Origin of the sequence: Mesorhizobium sp. M4B.F.Ca.ET.203.01.1.1 (genome assembly GCF_004791025.1) — a bacterium.
Classification (GTDB): Bacteria; Pseudomonadota; Alphaproteobacteria; order Rhizobiales; family Rhizobiaceae; genus Mesorhizobium; species Mesorhizobium abyssinicae.
Map to the genome: position 1 here is coordinate 108,602 of NZ_SRUO01000014.1, position 26,360 is coordinate 134,961.

The window sequence follows — 26,360 nt, forward strand, 5'->3', positions numbered from 1 at the left end:
GGTCCGTAGCTTTCTCAGTCCTCCCCAAGAAGCCGCGACGGCTTCCGGCGCAGCGACGCCGGTGTTTGGGAGGTCGTCCGGCAGGCCGGGGTCACCGCGCTGCTTCGCGGGACCCCGGCTTCAACAGCGCGGGTAGACCCGGTCGCCGCCCGTCCCTAAGCTCCGTATGCTGCAAGTGTGGACGGAGCCAGCCGATGACCGGACCCAACCCCAACATCAAGCACCCGATCCCGATGCATCCGCGCGTCGGCTTCCTGAAAGGACTGGTCAGCGCGCCCAACATCGAGGTCGGCGACTTCACCTACTATGATGATCCGGACGGACCGGACAAATTCGCCGAGCGCTGCGTGCTGCACCATTATCCGTTCATCGGCGACAAGCTGATCATCGGCAAGTTCTGCGCCATCGCCGAGGGCGCGCGCTTCATCATGAACGGCGCCAACCACGCAATGTCGGGCTTCTCGACCTATCCGTTCAACATCTTCGGCCATGGCTGGGAGGAAGGCTTCGACCCGAAGACATGGGCGAAGGAGATCCGCGGCGACACGGTGGTCGGCAACGATGTGTGGATCGGCATGGATGCGGTGATCATGCCCGGGGTGACAATCGGCCATGGCGCCATCGTCGCGGCGAAATCGGTTGTCACGCACGACGTGCCGGCCTATGCGATCGTTGCCGGCAACGCGGCCAAGGTGGTGAAGATGCGCTTCGACGACAAGACGATCCGGCGGTTGCTGATGGCAGGCTGGTGGAACTGGCCGGTGGACAAGATCGGCCGCAACCTCGACGCCATCAGGGGCGCCGACATTGCCCGCCTGGAGGCAGCCGTCTGATGGACAAGACCGTGATCGGCACCGACCTGTTCACCCGCGGCTGGGTCTTCATCCGCGGCGTGCCGGCGATGAAGTTCCTGCCGCCGGAGGGTCCGCCGGAGATCGCCTTCGCCGGCCGTTCGAATGTCGGCAAGTCGTCGCTGATCAACGCGCTGGTCGGCCAGAAGGGGCTGGCGCGGACCTCGAACACGCCGGGGCGCACGCAGGAACTCAACTATTTCGTGCCCGACGGTTTTTCCGGCGAAGGCGCCGACCTGCCGCCGATGGCGCTGGTCGACATGCCCGGCTACGGCTATGCCAGCGCGCCGAAGGAAAAGGTCGACGACTGGACGAAGCTGGTCTTCGACTACCTCAAGGGCCGCGTCACGCTGAAGCGCGTCTATGTGCTGATCGACGCCCGCCACGGCATCAAGGCCAAGGACGATGAGGTGCTGTCGCTGCTCGACAAGGCGGCAGTCTCCTACCAGATCGTGCTGACCAAGACCGACAAGATCAAGGCAGCCGGCGTGCCGCGGCTGATCGAGGAGACGCTGGCCAAGATCAAGAAGCGGCCGGCCGCCTTCCCGTTCGTCCTGGCGACGTCGTCGGAAAAGAGCGACGGGCTGGAGGAACTGCGCGCCGCGATCGTGCTGGCCGCCAACGGCGGCTGACGCACCCGCCGCGAAGGCACGTCCGGTCAAGCAAGACCGGCGTATCGCCCGGCCCCATCCCCGATCCTCGTCAATCCGTTTCGTCGCGCTCCGGCGCGTGGTCCCGCCGGCCGGCCAGGATTTCACGCTTGCCGACGTGGTTGGGCGTGCCGACCAGGCCCTCCTTCTCCATGCGTTCGACCAGCGATGCGGCGCGATTGTAGCCGATGCCGAGGCGGCGCTGGATGTAGGAGGTCGAGCATTTCTTGTCGCGCTTGACCACTTTGATGGCTTCCTCGTAGAGGGCGTCGCCGTCCTCTTCGGCCATCGCGCCCTTGTCGAAGACGGGACCCGCGTCGGCCGCCTCTTCTTCCGCCTCCTCGTCGGCGGTGACCGTTTCGAGATATTCCGGACGCCCCTGCGCCTTCAGATGCGCCACGACATGCTCGACCTCCAGGTCGGAGACGAAGGGTCCGTGCACGCGGACGATGCGACCGCCGCCGGCCATGTGCAGCATGTCGCCCTGGCCCAGCAACTGCTCGGCGCCCTGCTCGCCCAGGATGGTGCGGCTGTCGATCTTCGACGTCACCTGGAAGGAGATGCGGGTGGGGAAATTGGCCTTGATGGTGCCGGTGATGACGTCGACCGAGGGGCGCTGCGTGGCCATGATCAAGTGGATGCCGGCGGCGCGCGCCATCTGCGCCAGCCGCTGGATGGCGCCCTCGATCTCCTTGCCGGCCACCATCATCAGATCGGCCATCTCGTCGACGATGATGACGATGTAGGGCATCGGCGCCAGGTCGATCTCCCGTTCCTCGAACAGCGGCTCGCCCGTGCCCTTCTCGAAGCCGACCTGCGCCTGCATGACAACGACCTCGCCGTTGTCGCGGGCGGTGGCGGCGCGCTGGTTGTAGCCGTCGATGTTGCGCACGCCGAGGCGCGCCATCTTGCGGTAGCGGTCCTCCATCTCGCGCACTGCCCATTTCAGCGCCGTGACGGCCTTCTTGGAATCGGTGACGACGGGCGTGAGCAGATGCGGGATGCCGTCATAGACGGACAGTTCCAGCATTTTTGGGTCGACCATGATGAGGCGGCATTCCTCCGGCTTCATCCGGTAGAGCAGCGACAGGATCATGGTGTTGATGGCGACCGATTTGCCGGAGCCGGTGGTGCCCGCGACCAAGAGATGCGGCATCTTGGCCAGGTCTGCGATGACCGGCTCGCCGCCGATCGTCTTGCCGAGGCCCAGCGCCAGTTTGCAGGACGTGTTGCGGAAGCCGGCCGATTCGATCAACTCGCGGAAATAGACCGTCTCGCGCGTCTCGTTGGGCAGTTCGATGCCGATGACGTTGCGGCCGGGCACGACGGCGACGCGCGCCGAGATCGCCGACATGGAGCGGGCGATGTCATCGGCCAGGCCGATGACGCGGCTGGATTTCACGCCAGGCGCCGGCTCGAACTCGTAGAGCGTGACGACCGGACCAGGCCGGACATGGATGATCTCGCCCTTGACGCCGAAATCCTCCAGCACGCTTTCGAGCAGGTCGGCGTTCTGTTCCATCCGCTCCTGCGACATGTAGAAGCCCTGGCCCTCCGGCGGCATTTGCAGCAGGTCCTCGGACGGAAGCTCGTAGCCGGACGGGGCGGCCGACGGCACCACCTTGCCGGCGGCGGGCAGAGACGGCGCGCGCTTCGCGGTCCTGGCACTCTTTGGAACGGAAATTGGCGCGGCGGGCTCCGCTGCGGGCGCGCGAGGTTCAATCTCCACCGAAGCAGGCCGTGCGGCAGGCGTGCCGGCCTGTGCAGGGCTTGCGGCCGGACCGTTCGAACGCCATTCGATGATGCGGTAGAACGAAACTGCCTCGCCCGGGGAGGCGGATCCGGACCGGATCGGTCGCGCCGGAGGATGCACCGGCGCGGAGGCGGGGGATGGCGACGATTCGTTCAGGCGAGCCCGCGCCAGGCGCTCGGCGAGCAAGGGCATGCTGAATTCGAAAAACGCATCATCGGAAAGATAGGACCAGCGGAATTTCGGCGGCTGCGCCTTTTGCGCCGGAGTGGCGACCGCCCGCGGCGGAGCGGCGATGGCCTGAGGCGGCTTGGCGATGGCCTGCGGCGAGCTGCCGATGGCCTGCGGCGGCTTGGCCGGAGCAGTAGAGGGCGCAGCAAGGATTTCCCGGGCCGGCGCGACCGGCCGGGGGGCCGACGGCGCGGGGCGGACGGAATCGCCGCGGGAAGGCGTCGCCTTGGCCGGTGGTTCATCATCCGGCTGCGCCGTGGGCCGCTTGTCGGACTCCGGCGTGCGGGTGAAACGCACATTGGGCGCGAGGAAGAAATATTGCTGCCAGGTCGGGCGGCCGAACTCGCCGCCTTCAGTCGAATCCAACGAGGCGGCGGCGTCCGAATCGCCTTCATCGGCGGCTCGCAGCGTGACGACCTGCCCGGTTTGCCGCTGCGGCGGCGCGGCCGCGCCATGGTGCCGGGCATCTTCCGGATGACTGCCATCGTTGTCGCCGTAGGGGGAACCGCCGGAAGGATTGGCACGGGTAAAACGCATGGATGTCACACTCGAGATTCGTCGAACAAACGTGTCCCGAGACATAGGAACCGATGGTTAACAAGCTCTTCCGGCGAGCTCCGATCGACAGTCGATTTAGGCGGGAGCACGGACCTGCCCGGCGGACATCGAGGCCCGTTACGACGCTGTCTGCGTCGCGTCGTCAAGGCACGTCGATCCTTCGCAACCGCTCCGCGCGCTTCAGGTTTTCATGCCGACTGCGCCTGCTCCTCGGCCGCGAGCTTCTCGGTCCCGTAGGCCTTCAGGAACATGCCGACGCCCGACCTGACGACATGGTCGATCTCCTCCTGGCTGGGGGCCTTGGTGCGGTAGGAGAATATGCACTGCCGGAAAATACCGGCCAGGCAGAGTTCGGTGAACTGATAGGCAGCAAGATCGACATCGTCGATCTTGAGCAGGCCGCGCTCGATGGCGGCATTGAGGAAGGCCATGACCTTGTCATGGCCGCGTTTCGGGCCGCGCTCGTAAAACCGGGCGCCCATGTCGGGTATCCTGTCCGCCGCGCCGATCACCGTGCGCTGCGCCTGGATGACCTTGGCCGAGGTGATCTTCAGAGACAGCACCTTGCCGAACTTGACCAGTGTCTCGCGCAGATCGCCGGCGCGATCGAGCATCTCGTACATGTTCTTGAAGATGGTGCCGCGCTCTTCCTCGATCAGCGCCTCGAACAACTCTTCCTTGTTGGCGAAGTAGACATAGATGGTGCCCTTGGAGACGCCGGCCTCGCGGGTGATGTCGTTCATCGACGCGGCCTCGAAGCCCTTGTCGATGAAGACACGGCGCGCGCCCTCGATGATCTGGCTGCGCTTGACCGGATCCTGCCCGGCCGCCGGGCGGCCGCGACGCAGGCTGTCCAGCACGTCGCACTGGTCGTTGCCGGGGTCCGACACTGTTTCGCCCATAAAAGTCACACCTCGCAAAATAATTCGAACCAACCGGTTCGATTGCCTCTTGATATGGGCCTGTTTTAGCGCTAAGTCAATCTCCAGATCGAACCGAACGGTTCAGTATAACAGAATTTCATATAAACCTGCTGAGAGATATCATGTCCTCGAACGCGCCCGCCACCGCCGAAGTCCGCACGTTTCCCAACGCCAAGGTCCAACCATCGACCGAAGCGCCGGAAGCGCTTCCGCAGCCCGCCACCGTGACCCCTGCCGAGGCGCCCGCCAAGAAGAAGCGTTCGGTGCGCTCGCTGCTTCTGCCCATCATCGGGCTTGGGCTGCTCGGCGCCGCTGGCTGGTACGGCTACGACTACTGGACCGACGGCCGCTTCATGATCTCAACCGACGACGCCTATGTCCAGGCCGACATGTCGTTCGTGTCGCCGAAGATTTCCGGCTATGTCGACAAGGTCCTGGTGAGCGAGAACCAGCAGGTCAAGGCCGGCGACCCGCTGCTGACCATCGACGACGGCGACTACAAGATAGCCGTTGCCCAGGCCGAGGCGCAGATCGCCACGTTGGCGAAGACGCTCGACCGCATCGACGCGCAGACCAAGGCCGCCCAAGCGTCGCTGCAGCAGGCGCAGGCGTCGAAGGTGGCCGACCAGGCCGCGGCCGACAATGCGGCGCGCGCCCAGGACCGCGCGGCGCAGTTGCTCAAGACCCATGTCGGCACGCAGGCGCAGCTCGACGACGCGCAAACCGCGCTCGACCAGGCCAAGGCGGCGCTTGTCGGCGCCGACGCGCAGATCGCCGCCGCGCAGGCCAATATCGGTGTGCTCGAAGCGCAGCGCGCGGAGTCCGCAAGCACGCTGGCCTCGCTGCAGCTCGGCCGCGACAAGGCGGCGCGCGATCTGTCCTTCACCGTCCTCAAGGCGCCCTATGACGGCGTCGTCGGCAACCGCTCGGTCGAGCAGGGCGACCTCGTCAGCCCCGGCCAGAAGCTCGCCGTCGTCGTGCCGATGGACAAGCTCTACATCGTCGGCAACTTCAAGGAGACGCAGCTCGGCCATCTGGTGGCCGGCGAGAAGGTCCGCATCACGGTCGATGCGATCGACGGCCAGAGCTTCGAAGGCACGGTGTCGTCGCTGGCGCCGGCTTCGGGTGCGGTGTTCTCGCTGCTGCCGCCGGAAAACGCCACCGGCAACTTCACCATGGTGGTGCAGCGCGTTCCGGTCCGCATCGACGTGCCGGCCGACGTTCTGAAGACCGGCAAGCTGCGCGCCGGCCTGAGCGTCATCGTCGCCGCAGACAGCCGCACCGCGCCGGCCGCGACTGCCAACTAGGCACTTTTGGGGGGCGGCCCGGCGGCTTGTCGAGCGCCGGGCCGCCCAGCCAGCCCAAGTATTTGTTTTGACGCAATTCCGGACGGAAAGCCCCGCGCGCCTTTCCTGGAATTGCCGCAGGGAGGCCATGACATGGCAACCGCAACCGTCACCGCAGGATCGATACCGGCACGGCCGGCGGCACCCGCCCTACCGGCCGACCATATGCCGGTTCGCCGCGTCATCGCCTTCCTGGCGATGGTGTTCGGCATGTTCATGGCGATCCTGGACATCCAGATCGTCTCGGCCTCGCTGGCCGAGATCCAGGCGGGCTTGAGCGCCAGCTCGGACGAGATCCCGTGGGTGCAGACGGCCTATCTGATCGCCGAGGTGGTGATGATCCCGCTGTCAGGCTTCCTCAGCCGGATGCTGTCGACGCGGGTCCTGTTCACAATCGCTGCCGCCGGCTTCACCGCGGCCAGCGCGCTGGCCGCGACCGCCACCAACATCGACCAGATGATCGTCTACCGCGCCATCCAGGGCTTCATCGGCGGCGGCATGATCCCCAGCGTCTTCGCTGCCGCCTTCACCATCTTCCCGCCGTCGCGCCGCGCCGTCGTCTCGCCGATGATCGGCCTGGTGGCGACGCTGGCGCCGACGATCGGCCCGACGGTCGGCGGCTATATCAGCCACGCCATGTCCTGGCACTGGCTGTTCCTGATCAATGTCGTGCCCGGCATTTTGGTGGCGACGGCGGCCTGGACGCTGATCGATTTCGACAAGCCCAACCTCAAGCTGTTCTCGAAGTTCGACTGGTGGGGCCTCGCCGGCATGGCCGCCTTCCTCGGCTGCATGGAATATGTGCTGGAGGAAGGCCCCAACAACGACTGGCTGCAGGACCAGGCGGTGTTCATCTGCGCCGCCGTCATGACCATCGGCGCAGTGCTGTTCTTCTGGCGCGCCTTCACCGCCGAGGAGCCGATCGTCGACCTGCGCGCCTTCACCAACGTCAACTTCGCCTTCGGCTCGCTGTTCTCCTTCGTCGTCGGCATCGGCCTCTACGGGCTGACCTATCTCTATCCGGTGTTCCTCGGCCGTATCCGCGGCTACGATTCGATGATGATCGGCGAAGCGCTGTTCGTCAGCGGCCTGGCGATGTTCTTCACAGCGCCCGTTGCCGGCATCCTGTCGAACAAGATCGATCTCAGGCTGATGATGATGATCGGCTTCTTCGGCTTCGCCACCGGCACCTGGTGGATGACGCATCTGACCGCCGACTGGGATTTCTACGAGCTGCTCATCCCGCAGATCCTGCGCGGCTGCTCGATGATGCTGTGCATGGTGCCGATCAACAACATCGCGCTCGGCACGCTGCCGCCGGAGCGGCTGAAGAATGCGTCTGGCCTGTTCAACCTGACCCGCAACCTCGGCGGCGCCGTCGGCCTTGCCGTCATCAACACGGTGCTGATCGACCGCAACGCCTTCCACTACGCCAGGCTCGCCGAGCATGTTCAGTGGGGCAGCGCCGAAGCGCAGCAGAAGCTGCAGAACATGACCATGAACTTCGAGCAGACCGCCGGTCTCGACGCCACCAAGGCGGCGATCTCCAAGCTGTCCGGCATGGTCCAGCAGCAGGCATCGCTGCTGTCCTTCATGGACGTGTTCTACATGCTGACGGTGCTGTTCGCCACGCTCGGCCTGTTCGTCCTGTTCATCCGCAAGCCGGCCGACCAGGCCGGCGGTGGTGGCGGAGGCCATTGAGGCGCGCCGGAACCCCCGCCTGGCGCCCCTCGTGCATGACCCCGGAAATCGGCGACGATTCCGGGGTCATGCTTTAACTCCACCCGTTTGGCGGCGACGGCGTCGGTGGCGATCGTGCCCTGGATGAGTGCCACCTGACCTGGTTTCGGCTGAAGTGGTTTCAGCTAGAGTTCCGGCATGAACATCCTGATTCTCGGTGCGACCGGCTTCATCGGGTCCGCCGTCACAAGAAGACTTGCGGAGGAAGGCCACCAGGTCACTGGGCTTGGACGCGAGCCGGCGCGCGCGGCGCTGAAGATGCCGCAGGTGCGCTGGCTGAAGGCCGACCTCGCCGGCATGACGCGGAGTGTGGACTGGCAGACCGCACTGGATGGCCAGCAGGCGGTGGTCAATTGCGCCGGCGCGCTGCAGGACGGGCTCGCCGATGACCTGACGGCCACCCAGGAAAAGGCGATGCTCGCTCTCTATGAGGCTGCGCGCGACCGGGAATTGCTGATCGTCCAGATCTCGGCGGACACAGGGGGAACCGGCCGCGACCTGCCCTTTCTCGACACCAAGAGGCGGGCCGACGGGGCGCTCGCGGCAAGCGGCGTGCGCTATGTCATCCTGCGGCCGGCGCTGGTGCTCGGCCGCAATGCGCATGGCGGCTCCGCCTTGTTGAGGGCGCTGGCGGCCTTCCCGTTGGCGATCCCTCTGGCTTACGCCGACAGCCAGGTCACGGCGGTCGCGCTCGACGATGTCGCCGGCGCGGTCAGCGCCGCGATCGGCGGCGTCTTGCCCTCCGGCTCGGACCTCTCGCTCGGCGGCGATGAAGGCCTGACGCTGAAGGACCTAGTCCTTTTGCATCGCAACTGGCTCGGCCTGCCCCCGGCCCCCTGTGATTGCCGTTCCGCCGATGGCCGCACGGCCGGTGACGTGGCTGGCCGATCTCGCCGGCCGGCTCGGCTGGCGCTCGCCGCTCCGCTCGACCGCACTTGCGGTCATGGCGGGCGGTGTCGAGGTCCGGCGGCAGCCAGGCACAGGCCGGCGCCTTTCGTCGGCGGCCGAGACGCTCGCCGCCGCTCCTCCGGGCGTGCAGGATCTATGGTTCGCCCGCCTCTATCTGTTGAAGGCGCCGATCATCGTGACGCTGGCGCTGTTCTGGCTCATTTCCGGCCTCGCGCCGTTCCTGGCATTCGAGGCGGCGCGCAGCCATTTCGCGAGCTTCCTGCCTGGCCGCGCCGCGAGCGCGATGGTGGCGGTGACATGTCTTGCCGATGTCGCGTTGGGGCTTGCGGTGCTCTTCCGGCCCTGGGCGCGGCGCGCTCTGATCGGCATGCTTGTGCTGACGCTCGCCTACCTGCTTGCCGCGACATTCGCGGAGCCGGCGCTCTGGCTCGATCCGCTCGGCCCCCTGGTCAAAGTGGTGCCGTCGATCCTGCTGGCGCTCACGGCCCTTGCCATTCTGGACGAACGCTGATGGCGCTGGAAGACGTGCTGCGACTTGTCCATGTGCTCGGCGCGACGGTGCTGTTCGGAACCGGCATCGGCATCGCCTTCTTCATGGCGATGGCCGTCAGGACCCGCGACCCCCGCATCATCGCCCATGTCGCCAGCATCGTGGTGATCGCAGACACCGTCTTCACGGCGACTGCCGTGGTGCTGCAGCCGCTGACCGGGTACGGGCTGGCGCGCGTCGTCGGATGGCCGCTCAACGAAGGCTGGATCCTGCTGTCACTGGCGCTCTATGTGATCATCGGCCTGTTCTGGGTGCCGGTGGTCTGGATCCAGATCCGCTTGCGCGACATGGCCAGGCACGCAGCGGCGGAAGCGACCGCCCTGCCGCCAGGCTTCGACCGGCTCTACCGCGTCTGGTTCGCGTTCGGCTTTCCGGCCTTCTTCGCCGTCGTCGCCATCTTCTGGCTGATGCTGACCAAGCCCACCATCATGCTTCTCGGCCTGAACTAGGCGCGTCTCAGGCGGCGGCCGGCTTGAAGCTCAGCGCCACGCCGTTGATGCAATGGCGCAGGCCCGTCGGCGCCGGACCATCGTCGAAGACATGGCCGAGATGGCCGCCGCAGCGGCGGCAATGCACCTCGGTGCGGGTCATACCGAGCGAGCGGTCCGCGGTCGTGCCGATGGCCTTGGGAATTTCCTGCCAGAAGCTCGGCCAACCGGTGCCGGAATCGAATTTGGTCTCCGAGGGATAGACCGGCAGGTCGCAGCCGGCGCAGGCGAAGATGCCCTTGCGGTGCTCGTTGAGCAGCGGGCTGGTGCCCGGATATTCGGTGCCTTCCTTGCGCAGCACATTATACGCCGCGTCGGACAGGATGGCGCGCCATTCGGCGTCGGTCTTGGTCACTTCGAAGGTCTCGGCGGCGCGGGCGTCTGGCGCGCCACCAATGCGCAGCAAGGCAGCCGTGCCGGCCAGCACCGCGGCGGCCGCGGCGCCGCTCAGGAGAAGATCGCGACGGTTCATGGGACAATTCCTCCAATGCCGGTTTGCCAGATTTTCGCGCCAAGCGAAAATCAAAAGCGGTTGACGCCTCCCAACGAAAACTCCGCGCCGGCTCCACTTCACGTGGACGGCGCGGAGCAAGCGGTCAGTCGCACGGCCTACAGGAGAGGAGCCGCGCAACCGGGGAAGGCCTTTGCCATGTCTTCGCTGGCAGCGGCCTCTTTGTTACATCTTCGGCAGCAGCACCTTGTCGATGACGTGGATGACGCCGTTAGACTGCCGGACGTCGGCGATGGTGACATTGGCGACATTGCCGTTCTCGTCGGTCACGGTGACCTTGCCCTTGTCGGCCTTGAGCGTCAGTTCGCAGCCGCCGGCGGTCTTGACCTTGTGCGCGCCGCCATCGGCCTTGGCCATCTTGGCGACGTCGGCGGCCATCGCCTTGGCGGCGATGACGTGGCAGGTCAGGATCTTGGTGAGCTTGTCCTTGTTCTCGGGCTTGAGCAGCGTCTCGACCGTGCCGGCGGGCAGTGCGGCGAAGGCCTCGTTGGTCGGCGCGAAGACGGTGAACGGGCCGGCGCCCTGCAGCGTGTCGACCAGGCCGGCGGCCTTGACGGCGGCGACCAGCGTGGTGTGGTCCTTCGAATTGACGGCATTCTCGATGATGTTCTTCTTGGCATACATCGGCGCGCCGCCGACCATCGGATTGGCGGCAAAGGCGGCGGCACCGAGCGCGGAAAGACCAATGGTACCGGCGAGCAAAAGGGTGGCGAATTTACGCATGATTTCTATCTCCTCTGGATATCGTTGCCCGTCTTTGGGAACACCAGGAGATACGGGGTAGACTTTTAGGAGTTTCGTCGGGCTCTCAAAAAATTTTATCTGGCCTTGCGCGCGACGAAATTACGTTGATGAGCGCGCAGTCGGAAAGAAACTTTCCTCGCTTCAACCTGACGCAGGATAGATTTCGATTATTCTTTCAGGCAGATCTCCCGGCCCTCGAAGAGACTAGATGCCCTTCAGGTCGCCCGCGGCGACAACCGGCCCGGTCGGCTGGCCGGTCGGCGAGCCCCCGACAGGCTCCACGCTAACCGCGAGCACGGCGCCTTGCGCGAGCTTCTGCTCGACGGCCGGGGTGACCGCCATATGCGTGATCTGGCCGGCGGGGATGACGCCCATCGAGACCGGCGCGTTCTTGCCCTCGATCATCCACAGCTCGAAATCCTTGCCGGCGGCGCGCTCGCCGGAGACAAGGGAGAGGCCGACATCGCGCCGCGCCGCGTCGTAGACGACGAGATATTTGACGTCGCTGCCGTCGGCGGCCAGCGAGGCGACCAGCCGCGCCTGCGGCTCGACCACCGGCGGATTGACGTAGGGCAAGGCAATGGCGATCGCCAGCGCAGCGACCGCCGCGGCGGCGAGGCCGCGCCAGAAGGCGAGGCTCGACCAGAGGCCGGGGCGCGATTCCTGCGCGAACAGCCGGCGATCGATCGCCTCCTTGACCCTGATCGGAGGCTCGGTCTCCGGAAAGGCAGCGGCCATCGGCGAAAGGTGAACCTCCCAGCGGTCGACAAGGCGAGCGAAGGCGGCGTCTGCCTCGATGCGGCGGGACGCGATCTGGCGTTCGTCCGCGGCCAGGACGCCAAGAACGTATTCGGCGGCGAACAGGTCGTCGCCTCCACGTTCCGGTCCGTTTTCCTCTGCCAGCGTCATCTTTCCAGGCATTCCCTGAGTTTCAACAGGCTGCGCCGCAGCCAGGTCCGCATCGTGTTCAGCGGCACGCCATGGCGCTCCGCCAGCTCGGCATAGCTTTCGCCGTTCAGATAGGCGCCCCGGACGGCCGCCGCCCGGTCTTTCTCCAATTCATCGAGGCAATGGTAGATGCGCACGGATTCACCGCCCGCCACGGCCATGGCCTCCGGTCCCGGCGCCGGATCGGCCACGTCGAGCGCGGCATCGATATAGGCGGCAGGCTCTCGCCGCGCCCGGATGCGATCGATCGCATGATTGCGCGCAATGGCCACCAGCCAGGAAATCGGGCTTAGATCGGAGACCGCGAAACGATCCGCCTTCGTCCAGATTTTGACGAAGACCTCCTGAAGCGCTTCTTCCGCATCTCCCCTGTCCTTCAATACACGAAGGCAGACGCCGAAAAGTTTCGCGCTGGTCTGCCGGTAGAGCAGATCAAACGCTGCCCGGTCCTTCATTGAAGTCCGGACGATCAGCTGGCTGATATCCTGCGGCGCCATGGCGGCAAATTAGAGGATTGCCATACATTTGCAACGGCGCAGGCAATACTGTCCTCCTCAAAGCTTGCGATGATCTTTGCTGACGATGGGTTCGCGCGCCGTTGCCAAGCAAATCGGCTGCCGCTAGCCTCCGGGCCGGCGGAGGACAGCGGCGATGTCGGTCGAGCGGGTGCTGTGGGAAGAGGATGCGACCGGCCTGGCCGGCCTTGTCCAGAAGGGTGAGCTCTCGCCGCAGGAGCTTGTCGACGCGGCAATCGCGCGCGCCGAGGCGACGCGCCCCGACATCAATGCCATCGCCGAGCCGCTTTATGATGCGGCGCGGGCACGCGCCAGGACGGTCGACCGCACGCTGCCGCTCGCCGGCGTGCCCTTCGCGCTGAAGGACCTCGGCATCGGCCTGAAGGGCGTGCCGATCCATGGCGGCAGCCGCATCCCGGCTTTCACGGCCGACTACAATTCGGTGATGGTCGAGCGCCATCTCGCCGCCGGCCTGATCCCGATCGCCACCAGTACCTCGCCCGAGCATGGGCTGCGGCTGATGACGGAATCGGCGGCTTTCGGCATCACCCGCAATCCGTGGAATACCGGCCACACCACCGGCGGCTCGTCGGGGGGCGCGGCGGCACTGGTGGCTGCCGGCGTGGTGCCGGCGGCGCATGCCTCCGATGGCGGCGGCTCGATCCGGGTGCCTTCGGCCTGCAGCGGGCTGGTGGGCCTGAAGACCTCGCGCGGCCGCGTGCCGCTGACGCCGCTCACCAGCGAAAGCTGGTTCGGCATGGTCGTCGACCACGCGATCGCCCGATCGGTCAGGGATTCGGCGCTGTTGCTCGACCTGACGCACGGGCCGGATCCGCTGTCGCCCTACGGCGCGCCGGCGCCGAAAGGCAGCTTCGCCGCGGCCGCGGCGCGCGATCCCGGCAAGCTCAGGCTCGCCGTCTACCGCAAGTCGCCGCTCGGCCTGCCGATTTCGGCCGAGACGCTGAGGGCGCTGGACACGGCGATCGCGCTGGCGCGCGAGGGCGGCCATACGGTCGAAGAGATCGACCTGCCCTATATCGGGCGCGATTTCATGGCCGATTTCTGCAAGACGGTGACCTCGGCGGTGGCCGGCACGATACGCGCCGAGGCGTTGCGCGTCGGCCGCGGCGTTCTCGGCGAGCGGGCCACGCGCGTGCTTGCCCGCTTCGGCGATATCATCCCGGCCGGCGAACTCTATGAGATCCTGCAGCGGCTCAATGCCACGTCGCGCCGGCTGATCGCCGAGACGGCGCCGTACGACGCCGTGCTGATGCCGATCATCGCGCACCCGCCGCTGGCCTGCGGCGCCATGGACCCGAAGGGCGCCGACGAGTTGATCGAGAACCTGCTGGACAAGCTGCATTTGACCAGGCTGCTCAGGATCAAATCGTTCCTCGGGCAGCTGATGGACAAAAGCCTCTGGTTCACCCACTGGCCGGCGATCCAGAATGTCACCGGCCAGCCGTCGATCGCGCTGCCGGTGCATGTCACCGAGGCCGGCCTGCCGCTCGGCATCCAGGCGGCGGGGCGCCCGGGCGACGAGGAGACGCTTTTGTCCTTCGCCGCGCAGATGGAGAAGATCTCGGGCTGGCAGAAGCGGCGGGCGCCGCTGAAGGTGCCCGGCTAATTTCATAAATTGTGACAGCAAAGCCGTTTGCGACCCGAACCAATTCCCGCTAAGACGCGCGCCATCCTTGCCACTTTGGGAACGAGACCGATGACGGACATCGCCGCCACCGCCGAAATGCAGGCCGCGCTGCTTTCGCGGGCGCTGCCCTATATGCAGCGCTACGAGAACAAGACCGTCGTGGTGAAATATGGCGGCCACGCCATGGGCGACAGCGAGCTCGGCAAGGCCTTCGCTCGCGACATCGCGCTGTTGAAACAATCCGGCGTCAATCCGATCGTGGTGCATGGCGGCGGACCGCAGATCGGCGCCATGCTCAACAAGATGGGCATCGAATCCAAATTCGAAGGCGGCCTGCGCGTCACCGACCAGAAGACGGTCGAGATCGTCGAGATGGTGCTGGCCGGCTCGATCAACAAGGAGATCGTGGCGCTGATCAACGCCGAGGGCGAATGGGCGATCGGGCTGTGCGGCAAGGACGGCAACATGGTGTTCGCCGAAAAGGCGCGCAAGACCATGATCGACCCGGACTCCAACATCGAGCGGGTGCTCGATCTCGGCTTCGTCGGCGAGCCGGTCGAGGTCGACCGCACGCTGCTCGACCTGCTCGCGCGCTCCGAGATGATCCCGGTGCTGGCCCCGGTGGCGCCCGGCCGCGACGGCCACACCTACAACATCAATGCCGATACTTTCGCCGGCGCGATCGCCGGCGCCTGCAAGGCCTCGCGGCTCTTGTTCCTAACCGACGTGCCCGGCGTGCTCGACAGGAACAAGACGCTGATCGACGAGCTGACGGTTTCCGAGGCCAAAGCGCTGATCAGGGACGGCACGGTGTCGGGCGGCATGATCCCGAAGGTCGAGACCTGCATCGAGGCGATCGAGCGCGGCGTCGAAGGCGTCGTCATCCTCAACGGCAAGACGCCGCACTCGGTGCTGCTTGAGCTGTTCACCGAGCACGGCGCCGGCACGCTGATCGTGCCCTGAAGCGGCCTGCCGATCAGCCTGGCTGTTCTGTCAGGCGGGTTGAGGCAGGCGGGCGATGACCTTTATTTCGAAATCAAAGCCGGCCAGCCAATTGACGCCGACCGCAGTCCAGTTGGTGTAAGGCGGTTCGCCAAACACTTTCAACCGAACGGCATCGAACGCTGCCCATTGCGCTGCAGGATCGGTGTGGAAGGTGGTGACGTCGACAATATCGTCGAACGTGCCGCCGGCGGCTTTCAGCACAGCTGCGAGGTTGTCGAAGGCCAGCTGGACCTGCTTCTCGAAGATCGGCTCGGGCGAGCCGTCCTCACGGCTGCCGACCTGGCCCGAGACGAACAGAAGGTCGCCCGAGCGGATCGCCGCCGAATAGCGGTTGATTTCATAAAGGGCCTGCCTGCCGGCAGGGAAGATTGCGTCACGTTTGCTCATTGTCATTCCATTCAGATGTGGCAGACCAAATCTGCTGGCGATCCGGGCCTGCGTTCCATGGTCCGGGACAATTCACATACGCCCCGTATGCCTGAGATGGGTGCATACGTGACGTATGTCAATACGCATACGTTACGTATGTCTGTAAATGGCAGCGAACCCCTCAGGCGCCGGGTGAGATTGCAACGGTCGCTTCGGCCGGCTTGCGCGGCGGCCGCATGACCACCATCGATTCTTCCTCGGCGTCCTGCGGCGCGCCCCAGAATTCGGCGAGCGTCGGCCCGTCCGTCACGCGGCGGTCGCGGGCCAGAAAACCCCAGACTTCGCGAAACCAGACGCGGCGGCCCATCTTCGTGTACCAGCGCATCGAATGGCGCTGCTCGGGATCGCGGTGGAAGAGGATTCGCGCCAGCGCCTTCGGCCGCGACTGCACGGCGAGCTCGATCAGCTTGACGCTGAAGAACAGCATCCAGGGTTTTAGCCGCGTCATCCTCAGCACCTGGTGCTTGTAGTCCCACAGCCGGACGTCGCTCTGGATCACCGTCCGATCCTTGGCGATGCGGAAGAAAGGCGTCCAGCGGTGCGGCGTGACATAGAGCGCCTGGATCTGGTCGGGATCGTAGGCGATCAGCTGGCGGAAGCCGCGCCAGAGGTCGCGAAAGCCCTCGTCCTCGAAGCCGGCCACCCAGGTCGCCATCGACAATATGCCATGCTGACGCAGCAGGCGGATCGCCTCGCGGTCTGAAGCCGTGCTGCCACCCTTGCGGATCAATGACAGCGTCTCCTCGTCGGTGTTCTCCATGCCGAGCAGCCAGCGGATGACGCCGGCCTTGCGGTAAAGATGCAGGATATCGGCATCGCGCACGATGTCGTCGGCGCGGGTCGAGCCGACGATCAGCACCGGCACGTCTTCAGCGATCATGGCGTCGAGAAAGGCGCGCCAGGCTTTCTTCGACGAGGTCGGGTTCTCGTCGGCGAGATTGATCAGCTCGACGCCGTGCTCGCGGTGCAGCCAGGCAATCTCGCGCGCGAAGTTCTTGGGGTCGCGATGGCGCCAGCGGGTCCAGAAGCCGCGCTGGCCGCAATAGTTGCATAGATGCGGACAGCCTCGGGAGAACTGCATGACCACGGCGCGCTTGCCGCCCCAGTAGCTGTAGCGGCGGTGGTCGATCAACTCCCAGCCGACGCGGTAATCATCGAGCGTGGCGATGGTGCCTGCCGAACGGGTGGCGAACGGACGGCCGAGATCGTCGCGATAGGCGATGCCGGCCACATCGGCGAGCGGCCGCCGCCGGTCCAGCGCCTCGATCAGCGACACGATGGTCGCCTCGCCCTCGCCGCGCACGATGACGTCGAAGGCTTCCGTTCCCGCCAGTATGTCGCGCCAGTGATAGGTCGGGAAGATGCCGCCATACACCAGCGTCGCCGGCGCGCGGCCCTTGACCATGCGCGCGATTTGCAGCGCGGTCGGATGCGCCGAGGTGGAGCCGGAATGGCCGATCAGGATGCAGTCGGGACCGTCGCCCAGGGCATCCTCGACGAGCGCGGGAAGCGACATCGGCCCGAACTCGGCATCGACGAGGCGGACCTGATGGCCGGCATCGAGCAGCGGGCCGCCGAGCGCCAAAAGGCCGAGCGGCGGCAGATGGTCGTCCGGCACGCGGCTGCCGATGGCGGTGTGCGGCGGGTTGATCAGCACGATCTTCATGGCGGACCTTCCTGTTCGATGGTCCACCTGACCTAGCCGGCGATCTGGATGCCGACTTGGCCCTGTTCAGCAGTTTCGGTGCAGCTTTTCCGCAAAAAATGGCGCGTGGCTACTTCCTGAGATGCCCGAGCGGCACGTGGCCGGGCCCCTTGATGTTCTGCAGCACGAGTTGGGTGTGGACGTCGCGGACGCCGTCGAGCCGCATCAGCCGGTGCATGACGAAGGAGTTGAGCTCGTCGACCGAAGGCACCATGACATGCAGCAGGAAATCGTGGTCGCCGGTCATCGTCCAGCACGACGAAACCTCGTCCATGCGCTGCACGGCGGCGATGAAGCTCTCGGGCGAGCCGTCGCTGTGGCTGACCAGCCGCACCTGGATGAACACCTCGACCGTCAGGCCGACGGCGCGGCGGCTGATGACGGCGGCAAAACCCTTGATGATGCCGGCGTCCTGAAGCGCCTCGAAACGCCGCGCGCAAGGCGTGGTCGAGAGGCCGATCTGCTGCGCCAGTTCCGACACGGGCTTGCGTCCGTCGCGCTGCAGGATGTCGAGCATCTTGATCTCGAAATCGTCAAACTGAGGCATTTTCACTCTCCAGCAGCTTTTCGATAGCTTCTTTTACCTCAAATAGCGCGAGCGGACCATTAGGAAAGCGGAATTGCCTCGCCGCCTCCGGCTAAATTGGCGACACGATTGCCACTCATGAATCCGCCAGGAGAACAGCCATGACGATCAGCGTTGCCGATTACGCCCGCGAATGCGAGGCGCAGGGCCTGCGCGGCGACTATTCGGTCTGCCGTGCCGATTTCACCGTGGCGCAGGGCTACGATTACAGCGCCGACGAGCAGGCGGTGTGGCGCACGCTGTGCGACCGCCAGACAAAGCTGACGCAGAAGCTCGCGCACCGCTCCTATCTCGACGGCGTCGCCGCACTCGGCCTGCTCGACCGGATCCCGGATTTCGACACGATCAGCGAGAGGCTGCGCAAGCTGACCGGCTGGGAGATCGTCGCCGTGCCGGGCCTCATCCCCGCGGCCCCCTTCTTCGACCACCTCGCCAACCGCCGCTTCCCGGTCACCAACTGGCTGCGGACGAAGGAAGAGCTCGACTACATCGTCGAGCCGGACATGTTCCACGACTTCTTCGGCCATGTGCCGATCCTGACGCAGCCGGTGTTCGCCGACTTCATGCAGATGTACGGCGAGAAGGCGGAGGACGTGATCGCGCTCGGCGGCGACGAGATGATCACCCGTCTCTATTGGTATAGCGCCGAATATGGGCTGATCCGGGAAGCCGGCCAGCCGCTGAAGGCTTTCGGCGCCGGGCTGATGTCGTCGTTCACCGAATTGCAGTTCGCCGTCGAGGGCAATGACGCGCACCACGTGCCCTTCGACCTCGAGACGGTGATGCGCACCGGCTACGAGATCGACAAGTTCCAGCGCGCCTATTTCGTGCTGCCGTCCTTCGACGTCCTGCGCGATGCCTTCGGCAGCGCCGATCTCGCCGGCATCGTCGCCCGCCACAAGGGCAAGCCGGCGCTTGACCCGGCGACGGTCTAACGCTCTCAAAGAGCGCGCAGCGGTCTTGAGAGCCATGCATCAAACAAGGTCTTGAAGCGCGGCGGCTCTGCGCGTCGCGCCTCGAGGTCGGCGTCGCCCCGCCGGCGTTCAGAGCGGTTCAGTTGCTGATTGGGCGGCTGAACCGCTCCGAATATTTGCGGACAAGCGCCGCTCGGACAGCTCCGGCGCTTCGGGGTCAGCCGGCTTGCGGCGCCTCGGCCTTCAGCCGGGCAAGCTGCTCGCGCTGCAGGTCGAGCGCGGCGGTGATAAAGCGCTGGACGGCGGCGAGTTCGGCATCGCTGAAGCTGGCGATCAACCTTTCGCCATCACGCGCGATGGCGCCATAGTAGCGCGCCGAGAGCTGGCGGGTCAGGTCGGTCGCCTCGATCACCACCTTGCGCCTGTCCTCCAGGCTGCGCGTGCGCGTCAGCAGGCCGCGCGCCTCCAGCCGGTCGATCAGCGCGGTGACCGCGGCCGGGGTCAGCCCGGTCGCCACCGCGATCGCGCCCGCCGATTGGGCGCCGCCATGGAGCAGCCCGAGGCACTGGCGCTCCGCCGCGTTCAGCCCGAGCCTCGCCCCCACCGCCTCGTCATAGGCCTGTGTCGCATCCTGCCAGCGCATGATGGCGAGACTGATGGCTGCCGTCATATCGGCGCGATTCGTGCTTGACGATTTTATTTCGATCATCTAACTATCAATCTGTCTAACATTAAGACGACGGTAGCAATATGCGACCGCAGCCTGCGCAAGGCAAGGTCCCGGTCGCTGACAAGGAGCGAAAAATGAGCTTGATTCAGCAGCGGACTCCCCTCTCGCACGAGGAGGAGTTCAAATACGCCAAGCTGGCGATGGAATGGTATGGCTGGGGTTCGCCGATCGGCCTCGGCATCCTTCTGGTGGCGCTGGCGGCGGCAGCCGTGCTGGTGCGCATCGCCGTCTACGGCCTTTAAGCCGGCGGCAGACGATTCTCCCCATAGGCGCGGCAAGGGCGACGCCGGCGGCCTATCCGGCTGCCGGCGTCGCTTGCCTTTGGGGATGATCTTTTCGCAATTCCGGACGGAAAACCGCGATGCGCCGTTGCTGGAATTGCTCAGACGGTGATGACCTTGCTCAGATGATCGCCCAGCCGGCAGGCCAGCGCGGTGATCGTCGTCGTCGGATTGCATTCGCCCGAGGTGCAGAACACCGAGGAGCCGCCGACATAGAGATTATCCATGCCGTGCACCTTCGAATTGGCGTCGACCACGCTCTTGGTCACATCCGTGCCCATGCGCGTGCCGCCCATATGATGGTGTCCGGCCAGCTCCTCATTCGTCGGATAGTCCTCGCCATTGGTCAGCCAGTCGGCGATGCGCACCCGGCCGAGGTTCTTCTCGGCCAGCGTCTTGCCGAACAGCCGAAGGCCTTCGAGAATCGTGCGGCGCTCCAGCGGCGATTTCTTCCAGTGCAGTTCGATGCGCGGCACGCCGGCGTGGTCGACATCGGCCTTCGACAGCTCGATCTGGTTGGAGGCCAGCGGCGCCTGTTCCCAGGCGACATAGAGCTGGGCGGCGCAACGCAGGCGCTGGCTGAGCTTGGCTGACATCCATTCGGCCATGTCGGGCGCCGTGCAGGCGAGGTCGGCGATCAACCGCTTGACGCTCGGATAGGGCGTCTCGATCAGCCGGATGCCGAAATTCATAATCTGCAGCCGTTCCATGGCGGGCAGTGTCGGCGAAAAGAAGGCCTCGTTGACGGCGTCGACCTCGAACTCGCCATAGTCGGCGAGGATGGCATTGCCGCCCTCGAAGGTTGGGTGCTCCATCCAGTAGCGGCCGAGCGCCGCGGCGTTCGGCACGACGCCGCCGTTCGAGCGCTGGTTCGACCACAGAAGCAGCCGCGAATTCTCCAGCCCACCGGTGCAGACGATGAAGTAGTCGGCGCTGAAGGTTCCGGCATCCTGCCCGTTCGACCACAGCCTGGCGCCGGTCACCCGCTTGCCGTCGCCGGCAAGTTCGGTCGCATAGGTGTTGAGCACGACGGCGATGTTCTTGCTCTTGTCCAGCTCGTCGGCGAATTTCTCGCCGAAGCGCACGGCCGAGCTCTTGATCAGCTGCACCCAGCGGATGTCGTCCGAGATTGGCACATCGGGCCGGAAGTCGGGAAGCTCGAGGATGTCGTGGACTTCTCCCAGATAGGGCTCGATGTCGGTGCGGCTGATCGGCCAGCCGGTGTCCGGCGCCCAGGCCTTGGGCTCGAAGTCCTGGCTGTCGAGCACCCGGCACCAGCCCGCCCAGTGGTTGGACGAACCGCCCATGAAGCGCAGCCGCGTGATGTCGAGATCGAAATAGGGATCGCCGACGGTGGCGCCGCGATAGAAGTCCTGCGATTCGTCGCTGAATTCGCGCGATCCGGCCTCCAGCACGACGACGGGAATGCCGGCGGCGCCCAGCTTTCTGGCGATCGTGGTGCCGGCCGGGCCGGATCCGAGGATGCAGGCCCTGGCGGCGAAATTCGACGCGCGGAAGGCCTCGTAGCTGTCGAAGATCATGCGAGGTCGCTCCGCTTCAGGATCCAGCCATTGACCTCGACGATCTCATTTGGGTCGGCGTTGGGGGGATCGACGACGGGCTGGTTGCGGAACAAGGACAGGGCCGGCAGCGCGATCAGCGCCTGCACGATGGCGCGGCGCGACATTTTCTTGATGAAGAAGCTCATGACACGTCTTTCGATGGGGGCCTCGATCCACGCATGGCGTTCCTGAACGGCACACGCCCGCCAGGAAAAGCCAGTTTCGTGCCAATGCTAGCGCAGGCTTCCCTCACAACCGGATAAGCGTCCCGGTTGAATGCGAACATGGTTAGGATTTCGCGAGCCTGCCGCCGGGGGCGCGCTCTTGGCGGGTGGATCTCAGGCGGCTTCCGAGACATCGCGGTCGAGGATCGACAGGTTGCGGCCACGATGCTTGGCCTCGTAGAGCCGCCGGTCGGCGGCGCGCATCAGCTCGGACACGTTGATGCCCTCGCCGCATATGGTGCCGCCGATTGAGACGGTGAGTGGCACGGTGCGTTCGTCGACCGGGCGGAAGCGGATCAGCTCGACCTCGCGGCGGACGCGCTCGGCGACGCGCTTGGCCTCCTGCGTGGTGGCGCCGACCAGGAAGGCGGCGAATTCCTCGCCGCCGATGCGGCCAAGCACGTCGCCGCTGCGCACGCCGCGCTCGATGGCGCTGGCGATCAGCAGAAGAGCGTCGTCGCCGGTCAGATGGCCGTAGCTGTCATTGATCATCTTGAAGTGATCGGCGTCGATGATCAGCAGCGCGCCGCGATCGGATTTGCGCCGGGAGCCGTCGAGGGCGGCAAAGAAGCTTTCGCGGTTGAGCATGCCGGTCATGTCGTCGCGGCTCGCCTTTTCCGACAGGCGCCGGTGCGCGGTGGCAAGCTGGGCATGCGCCCGGGCGAGTTCGCGATGCGCGCTTTTCAGCCTGTCGGTTTGCCAGAAGGTGGTGGCGCTGGCGATCCAGGCCAGGATCAGCGGGAACACGGTGGAGGTCAGCCAGATCGCGCGGCTGAGCGGGACGCCCAGTGCCGGCATGATGATCAGCGTCAACAAAAGCGAGATGGCTACCGAGGCGCACGCGACCGCGGCGGACTTCAGAAATAGGCGATTCATCGCTGACTCCCACAGAACCGCTTCTGTGCCAGCAAGCGCTGAAGGCGACCTTTCGGCGATGGCTAAAATTTGAAACGACACGCGATTTTCGCCGCGCGCGGCGCGCATAAGTTGTGGATAAATCCCCTGTCGAAGATTCTATTTCGTGCCATAAGGAGCCCATGACCACGCTGCCAGACCCCGCCCGCTTCGCCCATGTCACGGACTGGGTGTTCGATCTCGACAACACGCTTTACCCGCACCATTCGAACCTGTTCGCGCAGATCGACGTGAAGATGACGGCCTATGTCGGCGAGCTGTTGACGCTGCCCCGCGATGAGGCGCGCAAGCTGCAGAAGGAACTCTACCTGGAGTATGGCACCACGCTGAACGGGCTGATGACGCGCCACGGCATCGACCCGGACGACTTCCTCGAAAAGGTGCATGACATCGACTATTCCTGGCTGGTGCCCGACCCGGTGCTCGGGGCAGCGATCCGCCAGCTTCCCGGGCGCAAGTTCATCTTCACCAATGGCGACCGCAGGCATGCCGAGCGCACCGCGCGACAGCTCGGCATCCTCGAGCATTTCGACGACATCTTCGATATCGTCGCGGCCGGGCTCAACCCCAAGCCGGCGCGCCAGACCTATGAGCGGTTCGCCGAGCTGCATTCCGTCACCGGCCACAATGCGGTGATGTTCGAGGACCTTGCCCGCAATCTCTCGGTGCCGAAAGCGCTGGGCATGACGACGGTGCTGGTGGTGCCGCGTAATTTCGAGCCGACCTTCGCGGAGATCTGGGAGCGCGACCCGGCCAATGAGGACGACGTCGATTTCGTCACCGACGACCTCGCCAGCTTCCTGACGGCGATCGTCGAAGTTACGGCGTGACCGGATCGCCGGCGCATGCCGCCCGTGCGCAGCGGCGCAGGCGGCATGCTGAACGTTGGGCATCGGCTATTTCAGCGTGAAGTCCGGGATCGTGCCGGGCGGCAGTCCCAGCCGGCCATTCAGGTCCTTCAGGAACCGGCACCAGTCTGGAGTGCCGCCAGTTCCTTGGCCGTTGCCATTGCCGTCCGACGCGCTGCCGTTGCCGAAGCCGTTGCCGCAATTGGCGTTACCGTTGAAGTTGCCGCCATTGAAGTTGCCGCTGAAGCTCCCGGCATTGCCGTTGCCGTTGAAATTGCCGCGATTGCCATTGCCGTTGAAGTTGCCGGCGTTTCCGTTGCCGTTGAAGTTGCCGGTGTTGCCAAGGCCGTTGGCAACACCGATCGGAAGGTCGGCAATCCTGACCAGGGCCGAGGCGTCGGCGGCAAGCATCGCGGCAAGCAGCGTGCCGAGCGCGAGGCTGTTTCCATCAAGCAGCCTCGCCGCCAATTGGCGCTTGCGAGGCGAAGCGGACCTCGGCGATCTCGGACCGGTCATCGGTTGTTTCCCCGGCCGTTGAAATTGCCGTTGAAGGCCCCGACATTGCCATTGCCGTTGTAGGAGCCGCCGTTGAAGTTGCCGTTCCCGGCGCCGATATTGCCGTTGCCGTCATATTCGCCGGTGTTGCCGTTGCCGTTGAAGGCACCGACATTCTGATTTCCGCTCGTCGACGATGTGTTGTCGTTGCCGTTGAAGGCGCCGACATTGCCGGTGCCGCTGTTGAAGGCGCCGACATTGCCGCTGCCGCTGTTCTTGTAACCGACATTGCCGCCCGAGAAACCGAGCGGATTCATGCCGCGGACATCCGAACCGATGGACTGGCCGTAGCGGCCGACGCTTTGCTGGACGCGTGACATGCTGAAGGCCTGGGTGCCTGTCGTGCCGTCGGCTTTCGCGGCGGTGACGCTGAGCAGGCCCAGGCACAGCGCCATTGGGACGCGCGATTTCATGTGCGAACTCCTTCCATAACTTCGCTTTGAAAAAACTGGGACCGCCGGCGACACGTCGCGAAAGCCTTGCGCGGGGGGACGGCGCTGGCTCGGCGATCCCAGAAGCGTCAGCATCTTTCGATGCTACTGGTTGGCGTTGCCGTTGCCGTTGCCGTTGCCCATGCCCCAGTTTCCGTTGCCGTTGGCATTGCCATTGCCGAGGCCGAAGTTGGCATTGCCGTTCAGGTTGCCGTTGCCGAGGCCGAAATTCCCGTTGCCGTTGCCGTTGCCGTTCGCGGCGCCGGCGTTGAGGTTGCCGTTGTAGTTGCCGTTGAAGGCGCCGGCATTCGCGTTGCCGTTGCCATTGCCGTTGCCGAAGCCGAAATTGCCGTTGCCGTTGAAGTTGCCGTTGAAGGCGCCGGTATTGGCGTTGCCGTTGCCATTGCCGTTGCCGACGCCGACGTTGCCGTTGCCGTTGCCGTTGCCGCTGCCGATCGAAACAGCGGACGCCGTACCGGTCAGAGCCGACAGGACAACCGCAGCCAGAATGATCTTCCTCATGACGTTCTCCTTGGTTTGCGTTGAACTTCCCGGCCGCAACAAAGATGGCCGAGACGACGCAAGAAGAATGCGCGCAGAAATGGCGACCGGACATTCGGGCTGATCGGCATGTCCTGTCAGTTTTTCAGCTGATGTCCTTGTCGGGAAAAGCCGACGGGACCGGGAAAAAACTGACAGGCATAAGGGCGTATGTGGGTGTATATTACACAGAGAGACAGAAATTCGGGGCCTTTTCTCACAAATCCGTGAACGGCAAGTCCTATCGAGCAATTCCAGGAAAAGCGTGGAACGGTTTTCCGCCTGGATTTTCTTCAAACAAGGGGACGTAGCGGCAAGAGAACAGAAGGGGCGATGCGGGCTGGTATCGACACGCGCGAGAGCGACACTTCAAAGTCCCGGCGCCGGAGACTGGCGCGGCGCTTGATCGCCGTGCAGGAAGAACAGTGCCGGCGCCTGTCGCGCGAGCTTCACGACGATCTCGGCCAGATGCTGGCCAGTGTCGCGCTCGAACTGCACGGCATCCGCGCAGGGTCCCCGGCACAGGGTGAGCGCCTCACGCGGGCTGCCATGCTCGTCGATCAGTTGAGCGCCAGGGTACACGCCGCCGCCTGGAATTTGCGGCCCGCCGACCTGGATCACCTGGGGCTTCGCGCCTGCGTCGAGGACCTCGCCGCCATGCTGTGCGCTCAGCTCGATATCCCTTGCGACATGGACCTGGAAGCGCTTTCGCGGTCACTCGCCCCCGAGATTGCCCTGACCCTGTACCGTGTCGCGCAAGAGGCGCTTACCAACATCGGCAAGCATGCTCAGCCGCGCCGCGCGAGCGTGACGGCCCATATCTGCGATGGCCGGCTGCGCCTTACGATCGAGGACGATGGCCGCGGGTTCGATCCCGACGCCACGCTCGGCTCCCACGCCCTGGGGCTTGCGGGAATGAGAGAGCGCCTGGCGCTGATCGGAGGCGAGCTGTCGATTGAAACCGCCAGGGGCAGGGGGACCACCCTCTATGCCGATGTGCCCCTCTTTGCCGATATGCCCTCGACGGACTGAGGGTCGGCCTGGCCGCAGGCGGCACGATCTTCGACGGCAATGTGATCCGCTCCAGGCATTTGTTCTCGCACGATCCTGAACGAAACCACGACAGCGCTCCAGCTTCGCGACGGGCTACGTGAAGCGCGCCACATCCGAGACCACTGGCTGCGGCTTACAATCAGCGCGAGGGTTCGACGAGATGTCCGACCCACTGCTCCCGCTCAGGGTTTGCAGGCATAGACGCGCTCCTCCCGTCGTC

General features: G+C 65.3%; 27 protein-coding genes and 1 pseudogene. 12 read left to right on the forward strand and 16 right to left on the reverse strand.

From position 1 onward, the window contains the following. Window positions 1-194 precede the first annotated feature (194 nt). Together EN846_RS25245 and yihA are read left to right on the forward strand one after the other, a co-directional pair. The gene (locus tag EN846_RS25245) at window positions 195-833 is read left to right on the forward strand and encodes a CatB-related O-acetyltransferase (protein WP_127311061.1); all 639 of its coding nucleotides are present in this window, start codon (window positions 195-197) and stop codon (window positions 831-833) included. Continuing rightward, window positions 833-1,483 (forward strand): ribosome biogenesis GTP-binding protein YihA/YsxC, encoded by a 651-nt coding sequence (gene yihA / locus EN846_RS25250; protein ID WP_127287148.1) that lies wholly within the window; start codon window positions 833-835, stop codon window positions 1,481-1,483. The genes EN846_RS25245 and yihA overlap by 1 nt, the downstream gene beginning before the upstream one ends. A 70-nt stretch (window positions 1,484-1,553) precedes the next feature. On the opposite strand, the gene EN846_RS25255 is transcribed toward yihA, so the two are convergent. Beyond that, window positions 1,554-4,019, reverse strand: coding sequence for a DNA translocase FtsK (locus EN846_RS25255; protein WP_127391943.1), 2,466 nt, complete (start codon window positions 4,017-4,019; stop codon window positions 1,554-1,556). Between the two features lie 209 nt (window positions 4,020-4,228). Continuing rightward, window positions 4,229-4,942, reverse strand: coding sequence for a TetR/AcrR family transcriptional regulator (locus EN846_RS25260; protein WP_127391944.1), 714 nt, complete (start codon window positions 4,940-4,942; stop codon window positions 4,229-4,231). A gap of 143 nt (window positions 4,943-5,085) precedes the next feature. On the opposite strand from EN846_RS25260, the gene EN846_RS25265 reads away from it, so the two are divergent. From EN846_RS25265 to EN846_RS25280, 4 genes and pseudogenes are all read left to right on the forward strand, one after another. Next, the gene (locus EN846_RS25265) at window positions 5,086-6,270 is read left to right on the forward strand and encodes an HlyD family secretion protein (protein WP_135913963.1); all 1,185 of its coding nucleotides are present in this window, start codon (window positions 5,086-5,088) and stop codon (window positions 6,268-6,270) included. A gap of 132 nt (window positions 6,271-6,402) precedes the next feature. After that, entirely contained in the window at window positions 6,403-8,010 is a 1,608-nt protein-coding gene (locus EN846_RS25270) for a DHA2 family efflux MFS transporter permease subunit (RefSeq protein ID WP_127391946.1), read from the forward strand. A gap of 177 nt (window positions 8,011-8,187) precedes the next feature. After that, window positions 8,188-9,469, forward strand: a pseudogene (locus EN846_RS25275) (SDR family oxidoreductase). Further along, on the forward strand, window positions 9,469-9,957 hold the full coding sequence (locus EN846_RS25280) for a DUF2269 domain-containing protein (protein ID WP_127393659.1): 489 nt from the start codon (window positions 9,469-9,471) through the stop codon (window positions 9,955-9,957). The pseudogene EN846_RS25275 and the gene EN846_RS25280 overlap by 1 nt, the downstream one beginning before the upstream one ends. Window positions 9,958-9,964: 7 nt before the next feature. Here EN846_RS25280 and msrB read toward each other — a convergent pair whose 3' ends face one another. The 4 genes from msrB to EN846_RS25300 form a co-directional block, all read right to left on the reverse strand. Then, entirely contained in the window at window positions 9,965-10,468 is a 504-nt protein-coding gene (gene msrB / locus EN846_RS25285; protein ID WP_127312013.1) for a peptide-methionine (R)-S-oxide reductase MsrB, read from the reverse strand. 204 nt (window positions 10,469-10,672) lie between these two features. Next, window positions 10,673-11,230: a fasciclin domain-containing protein gene (locus tag EN846_RS25290; protein ID WP_127393658.1), complete on the reverse strand. Its 558-nt coding sequence runs from the start codon at window positions 11,228-11,230 to the stop codon at window positions 10,673-10,675. A 225-nt stretch (window positions 11,231-11,455) separates the two neighbouring features. Next, window positions 11,456-12,160, reverse strand: coding sequence for an anti-sigma factor (locus EN846_RS25295; RefSeq protein WP_127393657.1), 705 nt, complete (start codon window positions 12,158-12,160; stop codon window positions 11,456-11,458). Next, window positions 12,157-12,696 (reverse strand): sigma-70 family RNA polymerase sigma factor, encoded by a 540-nt coding sequence (locus tag EN846_RS25300; protein WP_127284062.1) that lies wholly within the window; start codon window positions 12,694-12,696, stop codon window positions 12,157-12,159. Before EN846_RS25300 ends, EN846_RS25295 begins: the two co-directional genes overlap by 4 nt. Before the next feature lie 154 nt (window positions 12,697-12,850). Here EN846_RS25300 and EN846_RS25305 point away from each other — a divergent pair, with 154 nt between their 5' ends. After that, window positions 12,851-14,341: an amidase gene (locus EN846_RS25305; protein ID WP_128346687.1), complete on the forward strand. Its 1,491-nt coding sequence runs from the start codon at window positions 12,851-12,853 to the stop codon at window positions 14,339-14,341. A 90-nt stretch (window positions 14,342-14,431) separates the two neighbouring features. Next, complete coding sequence (gene argB, locus EN846_RS25310; protein ID WP_127284064.1) at window positions 14,432-15,325, forward strand: acetylglutamate kinase; 894 nt, start codon at window positions 14,432-14,434, stop codon at window positions 15,323-15,325. A 30-nt stretch (window positions 15,326-15,355) separates the two neighbouring features. Here the strand turns inward: argB and EN846_RS25315 are convergent, their stop codons facing one another. The 3 genes from EN846_RS25315 to EN846_RS25325 form a co-directional block, all read right to left on the reverse strand. Next, window positions 15,356-15,754, reverse strand: coding sequence for a RidA family protein (locus EN846_RS25315; RefSeq protein ID WP_127391856.1), 399 nt, complete (start codon window positions 15,752-15,754; stop codon window positions 15,356-15,358). Window positions 15,755-15,917: 163 nt separating this feature from the next. After that, window positions 15,918-17,462 (reverse strand): magnesium-protoporphyrin IX monomethyl ester anaerobic oxidative cyclase, encoded by a 1,545-nt coding sequence (bchE, locus tag EN846_RS25320; protein WP_135899025.1) that lies wholly within the window; start codon window positions 17,460-17,462, stop codon window positions 15,918-15,920. 109 nt (window positions 17,463-17,571) lie between these two features. After that, window positions 17,572-18,048 (reverse strand): Lrp/AsnC family transcriptional regulator, encoded by a 477-nt coding sequence (locus EN846_RS25325; RefSeq protein WP_127310941.1) that lies wholly within the window; start codon window positions 18,046-18,048, stop codon window positions 17,572-17,574. Window positions 18,049-18,188: 140 nt separating this feature from the next. On the opposite strand from EN846_RS25325, the gene phhA reads away from it, so the two are divergent. Further along, window positions 18,189-19,022, forward strand: a complete 834-nt coding sequence (gene phhA / locus EN846_RS25330; protein ID WP_127310940.1) for a phenylalanine 4-monooxygenase — start codon at window positions 18,189-18,191, stop codon at window positions 19,020-19,022. A 196-nt stretch (window positions 19,023-19,218) separates the two neighbouring features. Here phhA and EN846_RS25335 read toward each other — a convergent pair whose 3' ends face one another. Further along, a complete protein-coding gene (locus EN846_RS25335) occupies window positions 19,219-19,710 on the reverse strand; it encodes a MarR family transcriptional regulator (RefSeq protein WP_127391854.1) in 492 nt (163 codons plus the stop codon). Window positions 19,711-19,805: 95 nt separating this feature from the next. On the opposite strand from EN846_RS25335, the gene EN846_RS35265 reads away from it, so the two are divergent. Then, window positions 19,806-19,973, forward strand: a complete 168-nt coding sequence (locus EN846_RS35265) for a hypothetical protein (RefSeq protein WP_187331341.1) — start codon at window positions 19,806-19,808, stop codon at window positions 19,971-19,973. A gap of 140 nt (window positions 19,974-20,113) precedes the next feature. Here EN846_RS35265 and EN846_RS25340 read toward each other — a convergent pair whose 3' ends face one another. The 3 genes from EN846_RS25340 to EN846_RS25350 all read right to left on the reverse strand — a co-directional run bounded on the left by EN846_RS25340 (window position 20,114) and on the right by EN846_RS25350 (window position 22,674). Next, window positions 20,114-21,553, reverse strand: coding sequence for a GMC family oxidoreductase (locus EN846_RS25340; RefSeq protein WP_127391853.1), 1,440 nt, complete (start codon window positions 21,551-21,553; stop codon window positions 20,114-20,116). After that, window positions 21,550-21,720: a hypothetical protein gene (locus EN846_RS25345; protein WP_127284071.1), complete on the reverse strand. Its 171-nt coding sequence runs from the start codon at window positions 21,718-21,720 to the stop codon at window positions 21,550-21,552. The genes EN846_RS25340 and EN846_RS25345 overlap by 4 nt, the downstream gene beginning before the upstream one ends. A 192-nt stretch (window positions 21,721-21,912) precedes the next feature. Beyond that, window positions 21,913-22,674, reverse strand: coding sequence for a GGDEF domain-containing protein (locus EN846_RS25350; protein ID WP_127284072.1), 762 nt, complete (start codon window positions 22,672-22,674; stop codon window positions 21,913-21,915). Window positions 22,675-22,835: 161 nt separating this feature from the next. Here EN846_RS25350 and EN846_RS25355 point away from each other — a divergent pair, with 161 nt between their 5' ends. Continuing rightward, window positions 22,836-23,543 (forward strand): pyrimidine 5'-nucleotidase, encoded by a 708-nt coding sequence (locus tag EN846_RS25355; protein WP_127284073.1) that lies wholly within the window; start codon window positions 22,836-22,838, stop codon window positions 23,541-23,543. Window positions 23,544-23,609: 66 nt separating this feature from the next. On the opposite strand, the gene EN846_RS25360 is transcribed toward EN846_RS25355, so the two are convergent. The 3 genes from EN846_RS25360 to EN846_RS35270 form a co-directional block, all read right to left on the reverse strand. After that, window positions 23,610-24,077 carry a hypothetical protein gene (locus EN846_RS25360; RefSeq protein WP_127311781.1) on the reverse strand — a complete coding sequence of 156 codons (468 nt, stop codon included), beginning with the start codon at window positions 24,075-24,077 and terminating at the stop codon, window positions 23,610-23,612. Beyond that, window positions 24,074-24,529, reverse strand: a complete 456-nt coding sequence (locus EN846_RS25365) for a hypothetical protein (protein WP_127391852.1) — start codon at window positions 24,527-24,529, stop codon at window positions 24,074-24,076. Before EN846_RS25365 ends, EN846_RS25360 begins: the two co-directional genes overlap by 4 nt. Window positions 24,530-24,652: 123 nt before the next feature. Then, window positions 24,653-25,069 carry a hypothetical protein gene (locus EN846_RS35270; RefSeq protein WP_189379635.1) on the reverse strand — a complete coding sequence of 139 codons (417 nt, stop codon included), beginning with the start codon at window positions 25,067-25,069 and terminating at the stop codon, window positions 24,653-24,655. Between the two features lie 429 nt (window positions 25,070-25,498). Between EN846_RS35270 and EN846_RS25375 the strand changes: the two genes are divergently transcribed. Beyond that, complete coding sequence (locus EN846_RS25375) at window positions 25,499-26,119, forward strand: sensor histidine kinase (protein WP_245493379.1); 621 nt, start codon at window positions 25,499-25,501, stop codon at window positions 26,117-26,119. Window positions 26,120-26,360 lie beyond the last annotated feature (241 nt).

What these genes read in the sequence shown, in the direction of transcription:
- EN846_RS25245 (WP_127311061.1), top strand. Translation starts at nt 195, where the DNA reads ATGACCGGACCCAACCCCAACATCAAGCACCCGATCCCGATGCATCCG.
- yihA (WP_127287148.1), top strand. Translation starts at nt 833, where the DNA reads ATGGACAAGACCGTGATCGGCACCGACCTGTTCACCCGCGGCTGGGTC.
- EN846_RS25255 (WP_127391943.1), bottom strand. Translation starts at nt 4,019, where the DNA reads ATGCGTTTTACCCGTGCCAATCCTTCCGGCGGTTCCCCCTACGGCGAC.
- EN846_RS25260 (WP_127391944.1), bottom strand. Translation starts at nt 4,942, where the DNA reads ATGGGCGAAACAGTGTCGGACCCCGGCAACGACCAGTGCGACGTGCTG.
- EN846_RS25265 (WP_135913963.1), top strand. Translation starts at nt 5,086, where the DNA reads ATGTCCTCGAACGCGCCCGCCACCGCCGAAGTCCGCACGTTTCCCAAC.
- EN846_RS25270 (WP_127391946.1), top strand. Translation starts at nt 6,403, where the DNA reads ATGGCAACCGCAACCGTCACCGCAGGATCGATACCGGCACGGCCGGCG.
- EN846_RS25280 (WP_127393659.1), top strand. Translation starts at nt 9,469, where the DNA reads ATGGCGCTGGAAGACGTGCTGCGACTTGTCCATGTGCTCGGCGCGACG.
- msrB (WP_127312013.1), bottom strand. Translation starts at nt 10,468, where the DNA reads ATGAACCGTCGCGATCTTCTCCTGAGCGGCGCCGCGGCCGCCGCGGTG.
- EN846_RS25290 (WP_127393658.1), bottom strand. Translation starts at nt 11,230, where the DNA reads ATGCGTAAATTCGCCACCCTTTTGCTCGCCGGTACCATTGGTCTTTCC.
- EN846_RS25295 (WP_127393657.1), bottom strand. Translation starts at nt 12,160, where the DNA reads ATGACGCTGGCAGAGGAAAACGGACCGGAACGTGGAGGCGACGACCTG.
- EN846_RS25300 (WP_127284062.1), bottom strand. Translation starts at nt 12,696, where the DNA reads ATGGCGCCGCAGGATATCAGCCAGCTGATCGTCCGGACTTCAATGAAG.
- EN846_RS25305 (WP_128346687.1), top strand. Translation starts at nt 12,851, where the DNA reads ATGTCGGTCGAGCGGGTGCTGTGGGAAGAGGATGCGACCGGCCTGGCC.
- argB (WP_127284064.1), top strand. Translation starts at nt 14,432, where the DNA reads ATGACGGACATCGCCGCCACCGCCGAAATGCAGGCCGCGCTGCTTTCG.
- EN846_RS25315 (WP_127391856.1), bottom strand. Translation starts at nt 15,754, where the DNA reads ATGAGCAAACGTGACGCAATCTTCCCTGCCGGCAGGCAGGCCCTTTAT.
- bchE (WP_135899025.1), bottom strand. Translation starts at nt 17,462, where the DNA reads ATGAAGATCGTGCTGATCAACCCGCCGCACACCGCCATCGGCAGCCGC.
- EN846_RS25325 (WP_127310941.1), bottom strand. Translation starts at nt 18,048, where the DNA reads ATGCCTCAGTTTGACGATTTCGAGATCAAGATGCTCGACATCCTGCAG.
- phhA (WP_127310940.1), top strand. Translation starts at nt 18,189, where the DNA reads ATGACGATCAGCGTTGCCGATTACGCCCGCGAATGCGAGGCGCAGGGC.
- EN846_RS25335 (WP_127391854.1), bottom strand. Translation starts at nt 19,710, where the DNA reads ATGATCGAAATAAAATCGTCAAGCACGAATCGCGCCGATATGACGGCA.
- EN846_RS35265 (WP_187331341.1), top strand. Translation starts at nt 19,806, where the DNA reads ATGAGCTTGATTCAGCAGCGGACTCCCCTCTCGCACGAGGAGGAGTTC.
- EN846_RS25340 (WP_127391853.1), bottom strand. Translation starts at nt 21,553, where the DNA reads ATGATCTTCGACAGCTACGAGGCCTTCCGCGCGTCGAATTTCGCCGCC.
- EN846_RS25345 (WP_127284071.1), bottom strand. Translation starts at nt 21,720, where the DNA reads ATGAGCTTCTTCATCAAGAAAATGTCGCGCCGCGCCATCGTGCAGGCG.
- EN846_RS25350 (WP_127284072.1), bottom strand. Translation starts at nt 22,674, where the DNA reads ATGAATCGCCTATTTCTGAAGTCCGCCGCGGTCGCGTGCGCCTCGGTA.
- EN846_RS25355 (WP_127284073.1), top strand. Translation starts at nt 22,836, where the DNA reads ATGACCACGCTGCCAGACCCCGCCCGCTTCGCCCATGTCACGGACTGG.
- EN846_RS25360 (WP_127311781.1), bottom strand. Translation starts at nt 24,077, where the DNA reads ATGACCGGTCCGAGATCGCCGAGGTCCGCTTCGCCTCGCAAGCGCCAA.
- EN846_RS25365 (WP_127391852.1), bottom strand. Translation starts at nt 24,529, where the DNA reads ATGAAATCGCGCGTCCCAATGGCGCTGTGCCTGGGCCTGCTCAGCGTC.
- EN846_RS35270 (WP_189379635.1), bottom strand. Translation starts at nt 25,069, where the DNA reads ATGAGGAAGATCATTCTGGCTGCGGTTGTCCTGTCGGCTCTGACCGGT.